The sequence below is a fragment of the Methylobacterium sp. C1 genome, assembly GCF_001854385.1.
Lineage (GTDB): Bacteria > Pseudomonadota > Alphaproteobacteria > Rhizobiales > Beijerinckiaceae > Methylobacterium > Methylobacterium radiotolerans.
This window is the reverse complement of sequence record NZ_CP017640.1, coordinates 1849173-1865395: the sequence shown is the minus strand read 5'-3', so window position 1 is coordinate 1865395 and position 16223 is coordinate 1849173. Positions and strand designations below refer to the sequence as shown.

Annotated in this window: 19 protein-coding genes and 2 tRNA genes; 12 read left to right on the top strand and 9 right to left on the bottom strand. The window is 66.3% G+C overall.

Annotated features, from left to right (window positions below):
* Positions 1–19: 19 nt before the first annotated feature.
* Entirely contained in the window at positions 20–934 is a 915-nt protein-coding gene (locus BKE41_RS08700) for an NAD(P)-dependent oxidoreductase (RefSeq protein ID WP_071000658.1), read from the top strand.
* Positions 935–953: 19 nt separating this feature from the next.
* Here the strand turns inward: BKE41_RS08700 and BKE41_RS31590 are convergent, their stop codons facing one another.
* The 5 genes from BKE41_RS31590 to cobU form a co-directional block, all read right to left on the bottom strand.
* On the bottom strand, positions 954–1130 hold the full coding sequence (locus BKE41_RS31590) for a hypothetical protein (RefSeq protein ID WP_012318457.1): 177 nt from the start codon (positions 1128–1130) through the stop codon (positions 954–956).
* 101 nt (positions 1131–1231) lie between these two features.
* A complete protein-coding gene (locus BKE41_RS08695) occupies positions 1232–2578 on the bottom strand; it encodes an MFS transporter (protein WP_070999157.1) in 1347 nt (448 codons plus the stop codon).
* Between the two features lie 78 nt (positions 2579–2656).
* Complete coding sequence (locus BKE41_RS08690; protein ID WP_070999155.1) at positions 2657–4099, bottom strand: cobyric acid synthase; 1443 nt, start codon at positions 4097–4099, stop codon at positions 2657–2659.
* A gap of 23 nt (positions 4100–4122) precedes the next feature.
* The gene (gene cobO, locus BKE41_RS08685; RefSeq protein ID WP_029359427.1) at positions 4123–4725 is read right to left on the bottom strand and encodes a cob(I)yrinic acid a,c-diamide adenosyltransferase; all 603 of its coding nucleotides are present in this window, start codon (positions 4723–4725) and stop codon (positions 4123–4125) included.
* The gene (gene cobU / locus BKE41_RS08680; RefSeq protein ID WP_029359428.1) at positions 4722–5279 is read right to left on the bottom strand and encodes a bifunctional adenosylcobinamide kinase/adenosylcobinamide-phosphate guanylyltransferase; all 558 of its coding nucleotides are present in this window, start codon (positions 5277–5279) and stop codon (positions 4722–4724) included. Before cobU ends, cobO begins: the two co-directional genes overlap by 4 nt.
* Before the next feature lie 117 nt (positions 5280–5396).
* On the opposite strand from cobU, the gene BKE41_RS08675 reads away from it, so the two are divergent.
* Positions 5397–5472: transfer RNA gene (locus BKE41_RS08675), tRNA-Glu, on the top strand.
* A 114-nt stretch (positions 5473–5586) separates the two neighbouring features.
* Here BKE41_RS08675 and BKE41_RS08670 read toward each other — a convergent pair.
* Positions 5587–6678: an IS630 family transposase gene (locus BKE41_RS08670; protein WP_070999153.1), complete on the bottom strand. Its 1092-nt coding sequence runs from the start codon at positions 6676–6678 to the stop codon at positions 5587–5589.
* 339 nt (positions 6679–7017) lie between these two features.
* On the opposite strand from BKE41_RS08670, the gene BKE41_RS08665 reads away from it, so the two are divergent.
* The 7 genes from BKE41_RS08665 to BKE41_RS08640 all read left to right on the top strand — a co-directional run bounded on the left by BKE41_RS08665 (position 7018) and on the right by BKE41_RS08640 (position 10989).
* Entirely contained in the window at positions 7018–7536 is a 519-nt protein-coding gene (locus tag BKE41_RS08665) for a hypothetical protein (RefSeq protein WP_070999151.1), read from the top strand.
* Positions 7537–7604: 68 nt separating this feature from the next.
* Positions 7605–7680 (top strand) — tRNA-Ile (locus tag BKE41_RS08660).
* A gap of 419 nt (positions 7681–8099) precedes the next feature.
* Complete coding sequence (locus tag BKE41_RS31145) at positions 8100–9017, top strand: hypothetical protein (protein WP_159392741.1); 918 nt, start codon at positions 8100–8102, stop codon at positions 9015–9017.
* Between the two features lie 231 nt (positions 9018–9248).
* Positions 9249–9497: a DUF4926 domain-containing protein gene (locus tag BKE41_RS08650; protein ID WP_070999147.1), complete on the top strand. Its 249-nt coding sequence runs from the start codon at positions 9249–9251 to the stop codon at positions 9495–9497.
* Between the two features lies 1 nt (position 9498).
* Complete coding sequence (locus tag BKE41_RS31140; protein ID WP_127991225.1) at positions 9499–9831, top strand: hypothetical protein; 333 nt, start codon at positions 9499–9501, stop codon at positions 9829–9831.
* Between the two features lie 8 nt (positions 9832–9839).
* Complete coding sequence (locus BKE41_RS08645; RefSeq protein ID WP_070999145.1) at positions 9840–10247, top strand: hypothetical protein; 408 nt, start codon at positions 9840–9842, stop codon at positions 10245–10247.
* 43 nt (positions 10248–10290) lie between these two features.
* Positions 10291–10989 (top strand): thermonuclease family protein, encoded by a 699-nt coding sequence (locus tag BKE41_RS08640; RefSeq protein WP_070999144.1) that lies wholly within the window; start codon positions 10291–10293, stop codon positions 10987–10989.
* A 64-nt stretch (positions 10990–11053) separates the two neighbouring features.
* Here the strand turns inward: BKE41_RS08640 and BKE41_RS08635 are convergent, their stop codons facing one another.
* Positions 11054–11251, bottom strand: coding sequence for a hypothetical protein (locus BKE41_RS08635; protein ID WP_070999142.1), 198 nt, complete (start codon positions 11249–11251; stop codon positions 11054–11056).
* Positions 11252–11537: 286 nt separating this feature from the next.
* On the opposite strand from BKE41_RS08635, the gene BKE41_RS08630 reads away from it, so the two are divergent.
* Together BKE41_RS08630 and BKE41_RS08625 are read left to right on the top strand one after the other, a co-directional pair.
* Positions 11538–12155, top strand: a complete 618-nt coding sequence (locus BKE41_RS08630) for a PAS domain-containing protein (protein WP_312892390.1) — start codon at positions 11538–11540, stop codon at positions 12153–12155.
* A 199-nt stretch (positions 12156–12354) separates the two neighbouring features.
* The gene (locus BKE41_RS08625; protein ID WP_070999140.1) at positions 12355–12621 is read left to right on the top strand and encodes a hypothetical protein; all 267 of its coding nucleotides are present in this window, start codon (positions 12355–12357) and stop codon (positions 12619–12621) included.
* Positions 12622–12885: 264 nt separating this feature from the next.
* Here BKE41_RS08625 and BKE41_RS08620 read toward each other — a convergent pair whose 3' ends face one another.
* The gene (locus BKE41_RS08620) at positions 12886–13458 is read right to left on the bottom strand and encodes a MucR family transcriptional regulator (RefSeq protein WP_070999138.1); all 573 of its coding nucleotides are present in this window, start codon (positions 13456–13458) and stop codon (positions 12886–12888) included.
* A gap of 331 nt (positions 13459–13789) precedes the next feature.
* A complete protein-coding gene (locus BKE41_RS08615; protein ID WP_070999135.1) occupies positions 13790–14035 on the bottom strand; it encodes a hypothetical protein in 246 nt (81 codons plus the stop codon).
* A 249-nt stretch (positions 14036–14284) separates the two neighbouring features.
* On the opposite strand from BKE41_RS08615, the gene BKE41_RS08610 reads away from it, so the two are divergent.
* Positions 14285–16198 carry a potassium transporter Kup gene (locus tag BKE41_RS08610; protein WP_070999133.1) on the top strand — a complete coding sequence of 638 codons (1914 nt, stop codon included), beginning with the start codon at positions 14285–14287 and terminating at the stop codon, positions 16196–16198.
* Positions 16199–16223: the final 25 nt, after the last annotated feature.

The window sequence follows — 16223 nt, the reverse complement described above, 5'->3', positions numbered from 1 at the left end:
CCGGATGAGGGAGATGCCGATGCGCGCTGTGTTCGTGGACGCCAGCGAGACCCTGGCGGCGGTGGCCCGGCGGCTGCTGCGCCCCGACGACCCGCCCTTCGCGATCCACGCGGATCCCGGCATCGCGCCGCAGGATCTGCCCGCGATCCTCGACGGCGCCGAGACCGCGGTGATCGACCACACCGCCCTCCCCCTCGACGTGGCCCGGGCCTGCGCGGGCCTGAAGCACGTCGTGTTCCTCGGCACCGGCGCCCGCAGCTACATGGACCCGGAGGCGCTCCGGGACGCCCTCGGCGTCACCGTCCACACCATCAAGGGCTACGGCGACACGGCGGTCGCCGAGTGCGCCTTCGCGCTGATGTGGGCCGCCGCCCGCGGCCTGCCCGAGATGGACCGGGCGATGCGCGTCGGATCCTGGCTGCGCACGGAGGGGATCCAGCTCACCGGCAAGACCGTCGGCCTCGTCGGGTTCGGCGGGATCGCCGCCGAGATGGCGCGCCTCTGCCGGGGCGTGGGCATGCGGGTGCTCGCCTGGAACCGGACCCCGAAGGCCCATCCCGGCGTCGACTTCGTCCCCCTCGACCGCCTGCTCGCCGAGAGCGACGTGGTCTCGCTCCACCTGCTCCTCACCGACGCGACGCGCGGCTTCCTGTCGGCCGCGCGGATCGCCGCGATGAAGCCCGGCGCGATGCTGATCAACACCGCCCGCGGGGCGGTGCTCGACGAGGCCGCCCTGGTCGAGGCCCTGCGCACCGGCCACGTGGCGCGGGCCGGGCTCGACGTGTTCACGGTCGAGCCTCTGCCGGCGGATCACCCGCTGGCGAGCCTGCCGAACGTCACCCTATCGGCGCACTCGGCGTTCCGCACGCCCGAGGCCAGCGACAACCTGATCGGCGCCGCCCTCGCGCATTGCCGGCGGATCGCCGCCGGCTGAGGGATCGGCCGCGCGATCCTCAGTGCTCGGTGCCCGGCATGTTCGGCCGCGGCGCGCCGCCGTGGTGGTGGATCAGGTTCGAGCGCTCCGGGCTGCCCTTGGCGTCGGCGACCTGCTTCCGGGCCGCGGCGGCCAGGAACCAGATGCCGCCGAGCGTGCCGAAGGCGAGGATCAGTAGCGGGAATCCCTGGCTCATCGCGGTGCCCTCCTCGACGATGGCCCGCGGACGCGCGGGTCGGCATCATCCTGCCGGACAATCCGGCCTGAGGAAGGATAACGCACGAACCCGGCCCGTGTTCAGGCCGGTCGCGCGCCGGCCGGGACCGACCGCCGCGCCGCGTCCCGCCGCAGGGCCGAGAGGACCACGAACATGAGGCCGGCGCCCAGGGCCAGGCAGGCGGCCAGGAACAGCATCGGCACGAGGTCGCTCTTGGTCTGGTCGCGGATGAAGGGCACGGCGTTCTGGGCCACGAAGCCGCCGAGATTGCCCACCGAGTTGATCGCCGCGATCCCGGCGGCCGCCGAGGCGCCGCGCAGGAACGTCCCGGGCATCGACCAGAAGACCGGCTGGGCCGCGAAGGTCCCGGCCGCGGCCACGCACAGGCAGGCGAACTTCACGGCGTTGCCCGGCAGGACGACGCTGAGCGCGAGGCCCGCCGCCCCGACCAGGGCCGGTCCGACCACGTGCCAGGTCAGCGCGTTGCCCTGCGCGCCCGTGCGGGCGGCGTGGCGCGGCACCCACCACAGGGCGAAGGCCGTCGCCATCCACGGGATGATGTTGAGGAAGCCGTTGGTCAGGTTCGAGACGCCGAAGCCCTTGACCACGGTCGGCAGCCAGTAGCCCAGGCCGTAGGCGGCGAGCGGCAGCGAGACGTAGACCCCGGCGAGCATCAGCACCCGCCGGTCGAGGAGCGCCGCGAACGGGTTGCCGTGGTCGACGTGGCCGCCGTCCTCGCGCTCGGCCCGGAGCGTGCGGGCGAGCCAGTCGCGCTGGGCCTGCGACAGCCAGGGCGCGGTCTCGGGGCCGTCCGGCAGGACGAACAGCACCACCGCGGCCATGAGGATCGCCGGCGCGCCGGTGGCCAGGAACACCCATTGCCAGCCCTGGAGGCCGAGCAGCCCGTCGAGGCCGAGCAGCGCCCCGCCGACCGCCGCGCCGACCGCGTTGGCGACGGCGCTCGCGATCATGAACCAGCCGATCATCCGCGCCCGGTGGGTCTGGGGGAACCAGAGCGTGAGGGCGAACAGCACGCCGGGGAAGAAGCCGGCCTCCGCGGCGCCGAGCAGGAAGCGCAGCACGTAGAACATCGCCGTGCCCTGGGTGAAGCCCAGCAGGACGGTGACGATCCCCCAGGTGATCATGATCCGGGCGAACCAGATCCGCGCGCCGACCCGCTCCAGGAAGACGTTGGCCGGCACCTCGAACAGGAAGTAGCCGAGGAAGAACAGCGAGGCCCCGAGGCCGTAGGCGGTCTCGGAGAGGCCGAGGCTGCCGACCATCTCCAGCTTGGCGTAGGAGACGTTCTGCCGGTCGATATAGGCGATCAGGTAGAGCAGGCCGAGGAGCGGCATCAGCCGCAGGGTCATGGTCCGGACGGTGCTCGCGGCGAGATCCTCCCCGGCGGGGGACGGCGTGGGCGGCATGGGGCGTTCCTCCGAGCGCGTGCGGCCCTTCGTGGCGGGGCCGGCATTACACGGAGTAATCCCTGGCTCAGGCCCCGGCTACCGGGCAAGCGCCAGGAGGCGGTCGCAGTCGACATGGGCCGCGATGTGTCGCGCGAGGCCGTCGAGGGCCGCCTCGACCCCGGCCTCGTAGCCGGCGCCCTCCGAGAGGGTGCCGAGGCGCGCGAGCCAGGCCGCCCGCTGGGCGTCGTCGGCGAACAGGCCGTGGACGTAGGTCCCGGCCACGCGCCCGTCCGCCGAGACCGCCCCGTCCCAGCGGCCGTCGGCGAGGCGCAGCAGCGGCCGGGCCGTGTCGGGGCCCGCGGTCGCGCCGATATGCATCTCGTAGCCGGAGAACGGCACGCCGTCGGGCAGGCTCGCGCCGGTGACGGCGGCGAGGCGCTTCTCCGGCGTCATCACGGTGTCGACGTCGAGGAGCCCGAGGCCCGGCACCGTGCGCGGCGCCCCCTCGATCCCGTGCGGGTCGGCGAGGCTCTTGCCCAGCATCTGGTAGCCGCCGCACAGGCCGAGCACCCGGCCGCCCCGGCGGACATGGGCGCGCAGGTCGACGTCCCAGCCCTCCTGGCGGAAGGCCTCCAGGTCGTCGATCGTGGTCTTCGAGCCCGGCAGCAGCACGAGGGCGGCCTCGGCGGGGATCGGCGTGCCGGGCCGGACCAGGACCACGGACACGCCCGGCTCCGCCCGCAGCGGGTCGAGATCGTCGAAATTGGCGATGCGCGGCAGCACCGGCACCGCCACCGTGACGGAGCCCGGTCCGCGCGCTTCCGAGCCGGCGAGGCCCAGCACGTCCTCGGCCGGCAGGCGCGCGGCGTCGGGGAAGTGCGGCACGAGGCCGAGCGCCGCCCAGCCGGTCTTCTCGGCGATCAGCCGCATGCCGTCGGCGAACAGGCTCGGATCGCCCCGGAACCGGTTGACGAGGAAGCCGGCGATCAGCGCGGCGTCCTCCGGGTCGATCACCGCCTTCGTGCCGACGAGGCTCGCGATCACCCCGCCCCGGTCGATGTCGCCGACCAGCACCACCGGCGTGTCGGTGGCCCGGGCGAAGCCCATATTGGCGATGTCGCCCGCGCGCAGGTTGACCTCGGAGGCGGAGCCCGCGCCCTCGACGAGGACGAGGTCGGCGTCTTCCGCGAGGCGCGCGAAGCTGTCCAGGACGGCGGACAGGAGCCGGGGTTTCCAGGCCTGGTAGTCGCGCGCCTTCACGGTGGCGACCATCCGGCCCTGCACCACCACCTGGGAGCCGACCTCGCTCTGCGGCTTCAGCAGGACCGGGTTCATGTGCACGGAGGGCGCCACCCGGGCGGCGCGGGCCTGGAGCGCCTGCGCCCGGCCGATCTCGCCGCCGTCGGCGGTGACGGCGGCGTTGTTCGACATGTTCTGCGGCTTGAACGGCCGGACCCTCAGGCCCCGCTCGGTGAAGGCGCGCGCCAGCCCCGCCACGATCAGCGACTTGCCGACATCGGAGCCGGTGCCCTGGATCATCAGGGCCTTCGCGCGCGGCGGGCTCAGAACTCGATCCCTTCCTGCGCCTTCACGCCGGCGGCGAAGTGGTGCTTGACGCTGCCCATCTCGGTGACGAGGTCGGCGGCCTCAATCAGGGCCGGCTTGGCGTTGCGGCCGGTGACCACGACGTGCAGGTCCGGCCGGCGCGCGCGCAGGGCGGCCAGCACCGCGTCGAGGTCGAGATAGTCGTAGCGCAGCGCGATGTTCAGCTCGTCGAGGACGAGCAGGCGGATCGTGGGATCGGCCATCAGCCCCGCGGCGACGTCCCAGGCGTGGCGGCAGGCGGCGATGTCCCGGGCCTTGTCCTGGGTCTCCCAGGTGAACCCCTCCCCGAGGGTGTGCCACGCGACCCGGTCGCCGAAGGCCGCCACGGCGTGGCGCTCGCCCGTGTCCCAGCCGCCCTTGATGAACTGCACCATGCCGACCCGCCAGCCGCGGCCGAGCGCCCGCAGCATCAGCCCCAGAGCCGCCGTGCTCTTGCCCTTGCCGGGGCCGGTATGGACCAGGAGGAGGCCCTTCTCGAGGGTCTTGGCGGCCACCTCGGCGTCCTGGACGGCCTTGCGCTTCTCCATCTTCTCCCGGTGGCGCGCGGCGTCGTCGCTCATGCGGAGGCTCCTGTCGGGTGGACTTGTGTCTGAGGGGGCTGCGGCTTCACGAGCAGCGGCAGGCCGGCCACGGTGAGCACGACCCGGTCGGCCCGCGCGGCGAGCTGCTGGTGGAGGCGGCCGGCGGCGTCGCGGAAGCGCCGGGCGAGGGCGTTGTCGGGGACGATCCCGAGCCCGACTTCGTTGCCGACCAGCACGAGCGGGCCCGGGGCGTCGGCGCAGGCGGCGAGGAGCCGCGCCGTCGCCTGCGCCACGTCGGCCTCCGCCAGGATCAGGTTGGTGAGCCAGAGCGTGAGGCAGTCCACCAGGACCGGTCCCTCGGCCTCGGCGACCGCCTCCGGCAGGGCGAGCGGCACGTCGCGGGTGCGCCAGGCGCCGCCGCGCCGCGCGCGGTGCTGGGCGATGCGGTCGACCATCTCGTCGTCGAAGGCCTGGGCGGTGGCGAGGTAGAGCCACGGGCCGGGACAGGCTTCGATCAGCCCTTCCGCGTAGGCGCTCTTGCCGGACCGCGCCCCGCCGAGGACGAGGGTCATGCGAGGGGTGGGCTGGGGCATGGCTCTCCATCGCCCCAACCCGGCGCGCGGTCAAACTCGGGACCTGTGGCACCTGTGCCGCGCCTGGACGGTTGCCGGGCGTCTCCGGTCCGACTATAGAACCCCGGCCCAGCCAGAGCGCCCTTCGTCTAGCGGTCCAGGACGTCGCCCTTTCACGGCGAAAACACGGGTTCGATTCCCGTAGGGCGCGCCAGCAAAATCAAGCACTTAGCTGAAATTGCTGACGCGGCTCACACTGGCGTCTCACACAGCCGATCTCAACAGCGTGTGTGGGTGCTGCCTGAGCGCGTCTACGTGTGAGACGCTGCTAGTGGTTTGAGTTAGAAGTCTTTGTGCAGAAGCGAGCGACACTGGCCAAGATCGCGTCGGCTGACTTGGTCCAGACGAATGGCTTGGGATGAGCGTTGGTCTCAGTGATGTAGTCTCGGATCGCGGCCTCCAGGTCCTCTGTGCTGGTGAACGCACCGCGCTCCAGCCGACGCCGGCTCAGAACGGAGAACCAGCACTCCACGAGGTTGAGCCACGACGCGCTCGTCGGGGTGAAGTGGAGGTGAAAACGGGGATGCTGCAGCAGCCAGTCATGCACCAGGGTCGTCTTGTGCGTCTTCAGGTTGTCGAGCACGAGATGCACCTCCAGATCGCGTGCGACGCTGCTCTCGACCTGCTGCAGAAACGCGCGGAACTCGACGCTGCGATGACGCGGCTTGCAGCTCCCGATCACCGTTCCGGCTTTCACGTCGAGGGCGGCAAACAGGTCGAGCGTGCCATGCCGGCGATAGTCGTGCGTCACGCGCTCGGCCCGGCCCGGCCGGAGGGGAAAGGCTGCAGCCGTGCCCTGCACCGCCTGGATCTGCGGCTTCTCGTCGACGCACAGCACCAGCGCGCGATCGGGTGGAGCGAGGTAGAGGCCGACGACGTCGCGCACCTTCTCGACGAACGCGGGATCCGCGGAGAGCTTGAAGGTGTCGGCCTGGTGCGGCCGCAGACCGAAGGCACGCCAGATGCGTGACACCGCACTCTGGCTCATGCCCGTACGGTGCGCCATCGTGCGGGTGCTCCAGTGCGTGGCGTTGGCCGGTGCCTCTTCCAGAGTAAGGGCGACCAAGCGCTCGACGGCCTCGTCATCGATGCTGCGGGGCGCGCCGGAGCGTGGCGCATCGACCAGCCCCTCCAGCCGATGCGCGGCGAAGCGGCCCCGCCACAGCGCCACGGTCTGACGGCTGACCCCCAGCGCCGTAGCCACGCCCAAGTTGGTCGCGCCCGGTTCGGCACAGGCGAGGATGATGCGCAGACGCTGAACCAGCGCCTGCCCGGTCCCGTGTCGGCGCAGCAGGCGCTTTATCTCACCCTGCTCCTGCTCGCTGAGATCGAGAGAGACTGCCTTTGGACCACGCGACATGGCGCACCTCCATCAGGAAGCACCTAACGATCCGCCCACCCGACTAAACTGTCAAACCTCTTCTAATTCAGGCCACTAGCGTGGCCGCCTATGCAGTGGCGCGACCTTGCGGTTTCACACGACCACGATGCCGTTGTCGTTTGCGGTTCGTCCCGGAGCCGCGGCGGAATCAATTGGCCGGGAGATCGCATCCACGAAGCGTGGCGGCATGCCGTGCGACGTTGAGAAACTTCGGGCAGGCGTCACGTTCAGCATCGCGAGAACCAGGGGCGCGCAATGATACGGTTTGCAACCGCGCCTCTGATCCCGAGCGCCAAGAAGGAAGAAGTCGAGTCACCGATGGCAAATGACGACACGCTCGCGAAGGCCTTGGCCAACGTGAGGCACCAGCGCGAGAGCCTTGAGGCTGAGTACGAGCGCTTGAGCGGCGAGCTGACGAAGCTCCGCCTGGCTGAGCGGTCACTTGCATCTATCGTGGAAGGCGCACCGCTGGACGAGCCTGCCGACGATCTGTCAACTCGCCGTCGCGCGCCGGCGAGTGAGGACCGGCCTTGTGGTAGCCGTGGTCCCCGGGGACCGCGCGCCAACTCTGCCAAGGGGCGGTTGAAAGCGCTTCTTGAGGAAGCTGGCTCTGAGGGTCTGACGCACGCCGAGATCAGCGAGCGCCTGACAGATGTGGCGGCCAACACCTTGAACACGTACCTCAGCGTGATGGCTAACAGCGGCGAATTGGAGCGGCAGGGCGATAAGTACCGGACCGGCGCTCCGGCGGCGAACGCAGCGGACGAAGGCGCCGTTGAGGACGATCGGACTGAGGACGATCAGGAAGACAGCGAGAGGGCTGAGGCCGCGGAATAGGCCCGACAGTCCTACGCGGCCCTGTCGACAGGTTGAATTTGCAGGGCCGCGAGGGCTATGCGGACGCGGGGCCTGTAGCTCAACGGTTAGAGCCGACCGCTCATAACGGTCTGGTTGCAGGTTCAAGTCCTGCCGGGCCCACCAATCTTCTTTGCCTCGTTGAAGAAACGCTGAAGGCGGGGCGTCAGGTAGGCTGCCGCCCAGCTGCCGCGGCCTCGACGATCATTTGATGCATGGCAGTGTCTTGCTTCGCCCTCATCGGGATGATGCGAGCCGCGGTTCGTGCCCTTTCGGCGCGGATCCGCCCCCTAGGCTTCCCGTCCCGCAACGCCCGGGTCGCCATGTTGCGGAACCAGTGTGCGTCGGCGATCGCGATCGCACACCGCTCGGCGAGCGTGCTGTACTCGGCCGGATCTTGGCTCCTGGTCGGCATGACAAAGCCTTCCTGTGGGGTGGGGGCGGTCGGACAGGACGTGCAACGGCTATACCAGCAACCGCCAGCGTCATATTCATCGACGAGAACGGTGAGGGGCCTGGGGTGCGGCTGAGGGAGGTAGCATCTGATGCGAGCTGATGAAGCGAGTGGACAACAGTTCTATCTTACAGGAAGTGTCCTGGGCTCATCTAAGTCGATTGCCATAAGTAGAGAAACTTTTACCGAAGTGGCAGAAGCGCATGCTTTCTATGTGAATGTGATTTTACTTGAAGAGAAATATGACACTCTTGTAGAGAACTATTACGAGTTCGAGCGTGAGTTAATCGAAATCGCCGCTCGGCATATGCTTTTCGAAATCACGGATGAGGTTTTTTTCGGGCAGACAAGTTTAATTAATAGGCGACTCCTGAACCTCCTGTCTGCAGCAAAGATGTATATTGATCATACTCGCAAGCAATTGATTGCTATGTTCGGAAGAAAATCGAACCTTGTAGCTTCAATTTCCGAAAAAAGCGAGACCGTTAAGGCGATAAATACAGGTTATTTTTTGCTTGAGCAAATTCGAAACTACTCACAGCATGCAGGCTACGCTGTCGAAGATTTCAGCGTTGGCGCGTCATCAACGAGAACAAACGACAAAGTGTTGAGTTATTACGATCTTCGAGCAAGGATTAATATCGATAGTATAATTGGCGATCCAAGAATCGATCGATCATTGCGCGACAAAACATCGGAAATTCAAGGAAGAGACGCTAAGGATTTAATCAGGGATGGGATCGACGGTGTAAGTGAGGTTCATCAACATCTCAGGGATGGCATTGACTTGCACCTGACAGCAAGGCGCGATGTTCTGCATGCAGCTCTTGCACTATACCAAAATCAAGAGCCAAGGTACGCAAATGAGTCGCCAATTCTTGTTAGAAAAGAAAATAGTACAACCACATTCCATCGATATATATCGAAGGATATTATACATAGACTTGAAAATTACAGAAGGAAGAACAAGCAGCTGAGAGGACTTACTAATCGCAGGGTTATAAGTTGACCTATCAGACGAGCCGTGCGCCTGATCTGACCTGTGTTCCATTCGCACCCGTAGCCGGGATGCCGAGCGCGGCCACTCCATAAGCTCATACTTCTGCACACAGCCCGCGCCGCGCCAGGCTTATACGTCTGCGCGTCGCCGAGCGAGGCCACGAACAGGGCGTTGCACTGCCGCACTTGCGGAAGGCTCGTGACTGCTACAGGTTGTAGCCCTGCAACACGCGGGACGACCATGTCCTACCAAGAGCCGGTCCAGTTCCAGAGCTACGAGCGTCCTCGGCGATTCGATATCGATGACCTTGATGTCGTCGCCCTCATCGATGATCGCGTGCTAGAAGGTCGCAAGTTCAAGGCCGGAACACGGGGCACGGTGGTGGCAGTGTACGCTGACGGCTATGCCTACGATGTCGAGTTTAACGACTACGACGGCATAGTCACGGTCAGGCATCAAGACATCGGACTGGTGCGGCGAGCGGACTGAAGTGACCTATGTTCCGTGGCCACTCGGATTCTACATCAATCCGAGAAAAATCACTGGATTTCTGCTCAATAAGGCCGGACAGAAACCAGATCGCGCGAAATTCTTTCTAGATCTTGGTTTTGATCCGCAGCACCCAGGCGTCTTGGAGCACGCTCTGTTTATGCACACCAGCCTCGGCAACTATCAAGGGTACATCGAGGTGGTTGACAGCAGTAGAATATATTTCCGCGGCTCGCTTTTGACACCGAAGGGGCCGGCGCAGAACGTGCAATCTATCTGGCAGCTTCAATACACAGACCCAACCCGCGTAGCGACCTTCATCACGGCCATTTGAAGCTTCGTATGCGCACAGCCTTCGCCGCCCTCGCTCTCGTCGTCGCGGCTGGCGAGGCTCAGGCGGTAGGCAAGGTCACTCTGACCGTCAGCCAGATGCTCGCTGAGCCAAAAGGGCACCGCGGCGAAACGGTCATCGTCCGTGGGATCCGGTGCGTCGACCCCGGACCGGGCGGGTTCATCTGCGAGGCCACGGTGGGCGGCCAGCAGCTGCGGCTGGATGCCTCCGGTCTCGGCGGCGGGACGACGGAAGCGATTGCCGAGAGACTGATCGGCCCGTGCAACGGGCTCGCGGCGCTCGCCAAGGCGAGCTGCACCTTCGACGTGACGTTCGTTCCGACCGGCGCCGGCTTCGAGGACGGCGTGACGATCGTCCACACGCCCGAGATCGATATGAGCTCACCTCGGCATCGGTGAAGCCTTTGGTTGCCGGCGCCAGCAGCGCCTCTATCCTGGCGGGATGCGCACAGCCCTCGTCGCCCTCCTGCTGCTCACCGGTCCGTCCCTGGCTGCAGAACCGATCGTCGGCCGCGCCTCGGTCACGGACGGCGACACGGTGGTGATCCGCGGGACCCGCATCCGCCTGCACGGCATCGACGCGCCGGAGAGCGCGCAGCTCTGCCAGGACGCAGCCGGCAAGTCCTATCGCTGCGGGCAGGTGGCGGCGCTCGCGCTGGCGGACCGGATCGGCGAGGCGAACATCTCGTGCGAGCCCCGCGACACCGACCGATACGGCCGCACCGTTGCCGTGTGCCGGAAGGGCGAGGAGGACCTGAACGCCTGGATGGTGAGTCACGGCTACGCCACGGCTTACCAGCGCTACTCCCGCGACTACGTCGGGGCCGAGACCACCGCGAGGGCGCTGAAGCGCGGGCTCTGGGCCGGCACCTTCGACCCTCCGTCGGACTGGAGGCGCGCCAAGCGCGCGAGTGGGATCGAGACCCGGCCGGAGATGGAGAAGCCCCCGGCGGCCGCTCCGGCGCCCACGCAGGCCGTGTGCGCGATCAAGGGCAACATCTCGCGCAATGGCGACAAGATCTACCACCTGCCCGGGACGCGGGACTACGACCGAACCGTCATCACCACCAAGTCCGGTGAGCGCATGTTCTGCAGCGAGGACGAGGCGAAGGCGGCGGGCTGGCGAGCGGCGCGAGGCTGATCCGTTCTGCTCCGCTCGGCTCTGCCCCGATCTGCTCACGGGGCGGGGGGGCGCCGAGTTGACCTCAGCCTCGCTCAGCCATCTTCTGCACAAGCTCCAAGAGCCTGCGCCGATCCTCAGGATCGCTAACGAGAATGAAGGCGGCCAGCAACTCCGCGCATTCAGCCTCGCTCGCGATTGCAGCGGTGGAGCCAGTAGAGGTCGGCGTTCCCGCATCGACGGCGTTCGATGGCTTGTAGAACGCAGACGTGGGCACCTGCATCGCCTCGGCGATCCGCTTCAGCAGCCGCTCTGTCCTCTCCTGCCGAAGCGCTGCGGCTCCGCGAGCTCCATCCCGATGGGACGCGTCCGAAGACGGATCGCTGAGCGGGCGTGCCTTAGATCCCATAGTTCTCCGAGCGGGCGCAAAAGGCGCCTCTTGTCTAGGTTCCGGTCAGTTGTATCCTATTTGATTGCGCGCAATGCGCAACGGGTGCGCTAGCGCAAAGCTTGCTCATAGAAGTTGTGGCGTGCGACACGGCACACCCTACCCAGCGCAGATTGCCAGCGTGTTGCTCGTGCCGAAACTCAACTCCTTGGATGGTAGGTCCCCCTACCAAGCGCTTCAATCCGCGCTCGATGAGCAGGACTTAATCGGCCGGTGGCAGTGCGACGTCATAGGTGGCCGCGTAGTTGTCGACGGCTTCATCGCGCAGCTGTTCAATGTTGATCCCGGTGACACGGAGAGCGGCGTTTCTGCCGAGGCCTATGTCGCAGCCATCCATCCCGACGATTGCGAGAGGGTCCGCTCTGTGGCTCGGCGCAGCGCCTCGGAGGGCGCTCCGTTCCTCACGGAATACCGCGTGATTTCGGGCGATGGCGCAGTCCGGTGGGTGTTGGCGCGTGGCCGGTTCTTCAACGATGACGCCGGCCGGCTCATGCGCGGAAGCGGCATCCTTGTGGACATCACTCGTGTGCGAAAGGACGAGGACGCGCTCGACGAGACGGAGGCTTTCCCAGACGAAGCGCCGCTGGACAGGGCAGCGGAGCACGCCATCAACGCACAGGAGGCGATCGTTGAGTTGCAGGATCCTGAGCTGAAGGCCTGCGCGGATGCATTGCTTATGGCGCTCGGTCGCAAGCTCGCTCAACGACAAGTGCAGGACCGGCGCCGGCGCATGAACTGACGAGGGAGTGTCTGGTTAGTTCACTGAGCACTGGGGAAGCGCCTGATCTCACCAGCGAGTGAGCCGAGCCGATATGCAACTTGGCTCGCGGGTAGGATGGCGGGTGGCGGTTACCGGACCATGCTCGCATTGGCCCCAGAATTGTCTGAGGTGGAGACGCACGCGCCTGGGTGCGCGTCGGACGAGATCCGAGGCGGGAATGGACGATGAGGACCGGGAGTTCGAGCACTCGCCCTTGTCCGGCACATTCCGCTTCGATGGCGGAGCCGTCGACGTCGAGATCTACCGCTATGCCGGCACGCAGGATCCCTGGCAGCTGGTCGTGATTGACCTGTCGTCAGGCGGCTGCATCGCTTGGGCTAATACCTTCGCCACGGATCAGGAGGCTTATGAGGCCTTCACCGCGATGGTCGAGACGGACGGCATGGCAGCCTTCGCTGGCAATCGGCCCCAAGCACGGCATTGACCACCGCGGTATCGCCCAGGAAAAAGCCCGCGCCGGCGAACCAGGCGGGCCTTCCCAGATCCGAGGCAAGTGGGGGCAAGCGCCTGGATCCGGTGCAACCATAAGGCGACATAGGTAAAGAAAAGCCCCGCGCGGCGGTGCCGGCGGGGCTGAAGTCGGGAGGAAACGTCGGGTCATCGCAAGCGGCAGGCCACCGGCACAAAAAACCGCCGCGGCCGGAGCCGGGCGGTTTGGAGGGGTCGACGCTTAGGGTGCTGGGCAGCCTTACTCCGCTGCGACAGCAGCCTTCTTCGACTTACGAGCGCGGGCAGGTTTCTCAGCGGGCGCAGGCGCGGGCTCGGCCATCTTCTTCCGACCACGAGTCTTGGGAGCCTCCGCAGCCGTCTCATCGGCGGCAGCAGCCTTCGGGGCCGCGTTCCGGCGCTGTGTCCCCAGCCCCGCGTTGCGAGCGAACTCGGCTCGCATGGCTGAGTAGTTGGCCGCCGTGGACGGGTAGTCCCGCGGTAGGCCGAAGCGCTCCCGGTACTCCTCAAACGTCAGGCCGGCGCCGGTCAGATGGCGTTTGAGTGTCTTGTACGGCTTGCCGTCGATGAAGCTGATCAGCGCGTCCGGGGTGATCGATTTACGAATCTGCGAGGGCGTCGCTTTCTCCATCTTGGGCTCGGCAGAAGCAGAGGGGCCATTGAGCCCAGAGAGCGCGCCGTGAACCTCGGCTAGGAGAGCCGGAAGGTCAGCCGGCCGAACAGAATTCTTTGACACGTAAGCTGCAACGATGTCGGAGGTGAGTTCGATGAAATTGGTCTGTTCCGACGCAGAAATTGAGGCGGTCTCGTCCATTTGCAACTCCTCAGTGGGCGCACCACGAACGAGACCGGTGCGGGCCGTAGTCAAGGGATATTTGTGGAATTTTACGATATTGCGACCAGCATCAACATTTTTCTTGGAGGATATCTGACGTGTATCAGCAGCAACGCTCGCTCAACTTCGCTTGCTGAGGTCTCCCTCGACGCTCGGCTCAGCGATACCGAGATCTGTCGTTACGCCGCCTCCTCGCTTGATCTCTGGAGACATGGCTCGCTGCGGCTCAGGCCTGAATGCGGCATCGTTAACGATGCTGCAGCACACCGGCCGGGTCATGGCGCTTTGCTCGCTAGTCTCGAGCTCCTGCTTACGCCGTCAGGCGCCGCGTATTGTCCGCGACCAACTGCCGGTAGCGAGCAACGACCTGGTCATAAGTGCCGCCAGCAAGCAGCGTGTTGGAGGCCTCCACCGCAGCCACGACCTTTTCGCCGACCATCGACATCATTTCGGCCTGCGCCTCTGCCCCGCCCCAAGCGATCCGCACCAGCCTCAACTCAATCACCTTCTGCGCCTCGATGGCGAGCAGGAACACGGCACAGAAGGGGTTCAGCATGGAGGCTCCAGAAAGGGGTGGCGTGCCATAACGCTGAGGCGCGCCTCGTGGTGCCCGAGGGTGGTTACGCGGGCACACCGAGCTAGGCCATGCCTGCCAGCGCGGTGTCTCTACGCCGTAAGCGGCGCCCCGTGCTGCGATGCGCATAGGCGTACATCGCACGCTTCGGCTCGGGCGAACGTTCAGGAGCTATCGACCGTTTACGCCCGGACCCGAATGGCCTCGGATCGCGGACAGAGGAACCCATAGATGCCTGCACCTGGTACAACCGGGTTCGCAACGGCGCGGACGCAGCTCCCGGCCGGTGCAGGCCATGGCTCCAAGACCTCGTTTTGGGCCCTGACGCTCGGATCCGTCGGCGTCGTCTACGGCGATATTGGGACGAGCCCACTCTACGCTCTCAAGGAGTCCCTGCACGCCGCGGCCGGCGGCGCGCACGCCCCAACACGCGACATGGTCTTCGGGGTCGTCTCACTGATCCTGTGGGCGCTCATCCTTATCGTCACGCTCAAATACGTGCTGCTCGTCATGCGAGCAGACAACGAGGGCGAAGGCGGCACCCCTTCCCTCGTTGCCCTTGCGCAGCGGGCGCTCGGCCATACCGGGGGGCCGGTCATCGTACTTGGCATGGTGGGCGTCGCGCTGTTCTACGGCGACGCCATCATCACCCCGGCGATCTCGGTCCTCTCCGCCGTGGAGGGGTTGAAGCTCGTCACCCCCGCCTTCGAGCCGTACGTGCTGCCGCTCAGCCTCGCCATCCTGATTGGACTGTTCGCGGTCCAGAGTCACGGCACGGCCCGCGTTGCGACCTTCTTCGGGCCAATCACGGCATTCTGGTTCATCGTCATGGCGCTCGGCGGTCTCGGCCATCTCGTCGACGACCTGAGCATCCTGGCGGCCTTCAATCCGGCCTACGGTATCAGCTTCCTGCTCAACCACGGCACGGCCGGCCTGCTAGCGCTGGGCGCCGTCTTCCTGGCCGTGACCGGGGCCGAAGCCCTCTACGCCGACATGGGTCATTTTGGCCGTTCGCCGATCCGCGCGGCTTGGTTCGGTCTCATCCTGCCGGCACTCGCGCTCAACTACCTAGGCCAGGGCGCGATGCTCCTGGCCCATCCCGAGTACATCGAGAACCCCTTCTTCCTGCTCTATCCTTCCTGGGCTCTGCTGCCGATGGTGCTACTTGCTACCGTGGCGACCATCATCGCCAGTCAAGCTGTCATAACCGGCACTTTCTCAATCACGCAGCAAGCCATGCAACTGGGCCTGTTGCCGCGCATGCGGGTTCAGCGAACATCCGAGACGGAAAAGGGCCAGATCTATATCCCGCGGGTGAATTGGTGGCTGCTCGTGGCCGTCGTGTTCTTGGCGGTGCTGTTCAAGTCGTCGAGCGCGCTGGCGGCGGCCTACGGCATTGCGGTGACTGGAGACATGGTAATCACAGCCATCCTCGTCTTCGTCGTTGCCTGGAGGTTCTGGCGCTGGCCCGCCGCAGTCGCCGCGCTCGTCATCGCGCCGTTCCTGCTCATCGAGCTCGTGTTCCTGTCGGCCAACGCGCTCAAGCTGCTTCACGGCGGCTGGGTACCTCTGACCATTGGAGCGGCGCTGGTCACGGCGATGTGGACGTGGCGGCGCGGCTCGGCCCTAATCGCCGCGGAGATCCACCGGCGCCGCGTGCCCTTGTCGAATTTCACTCGGATGGCCGAGGCCGGCTCGGTCCTGCGCGCACCGGGCACGGCCGCATTCCTGACCGGCTCGCCGGGCGACACGCCTGGGGCCTTGATGCACAACGTGAAGCACAACCACGTGCTGCATGCTCGCAACTTCATCCTGCACGTCGTTACCGACGACCTGCCACGGGTTCCGGAGACGGAGCGCGTCACGGTCAAGCCGCTCTCGGGCGTCTTCACCTGCGTGAGCGTGCGGTTCGGGTTCATGGAATTGCCGGACCTGCCTCGCGCCCTGGCCGTGGCCGGGTTCGACGCTGACGCTCTGTCCTACTTCCTAACGCGCCGTGTCTTGGTGCCCTCGTCAGAGACCGGCATGCCGGTTTGGCAGGACCGGCTCTACATAGCGATGGCTCGGGCTGCGACGGACGCCTCGCGCTACTTCCGCATCCCGGCGGACCGGGCCGTTGAAATCGGTGCCCGGATCGACATCTGACGGCGTGCGTGTCATGGGCGCGCTG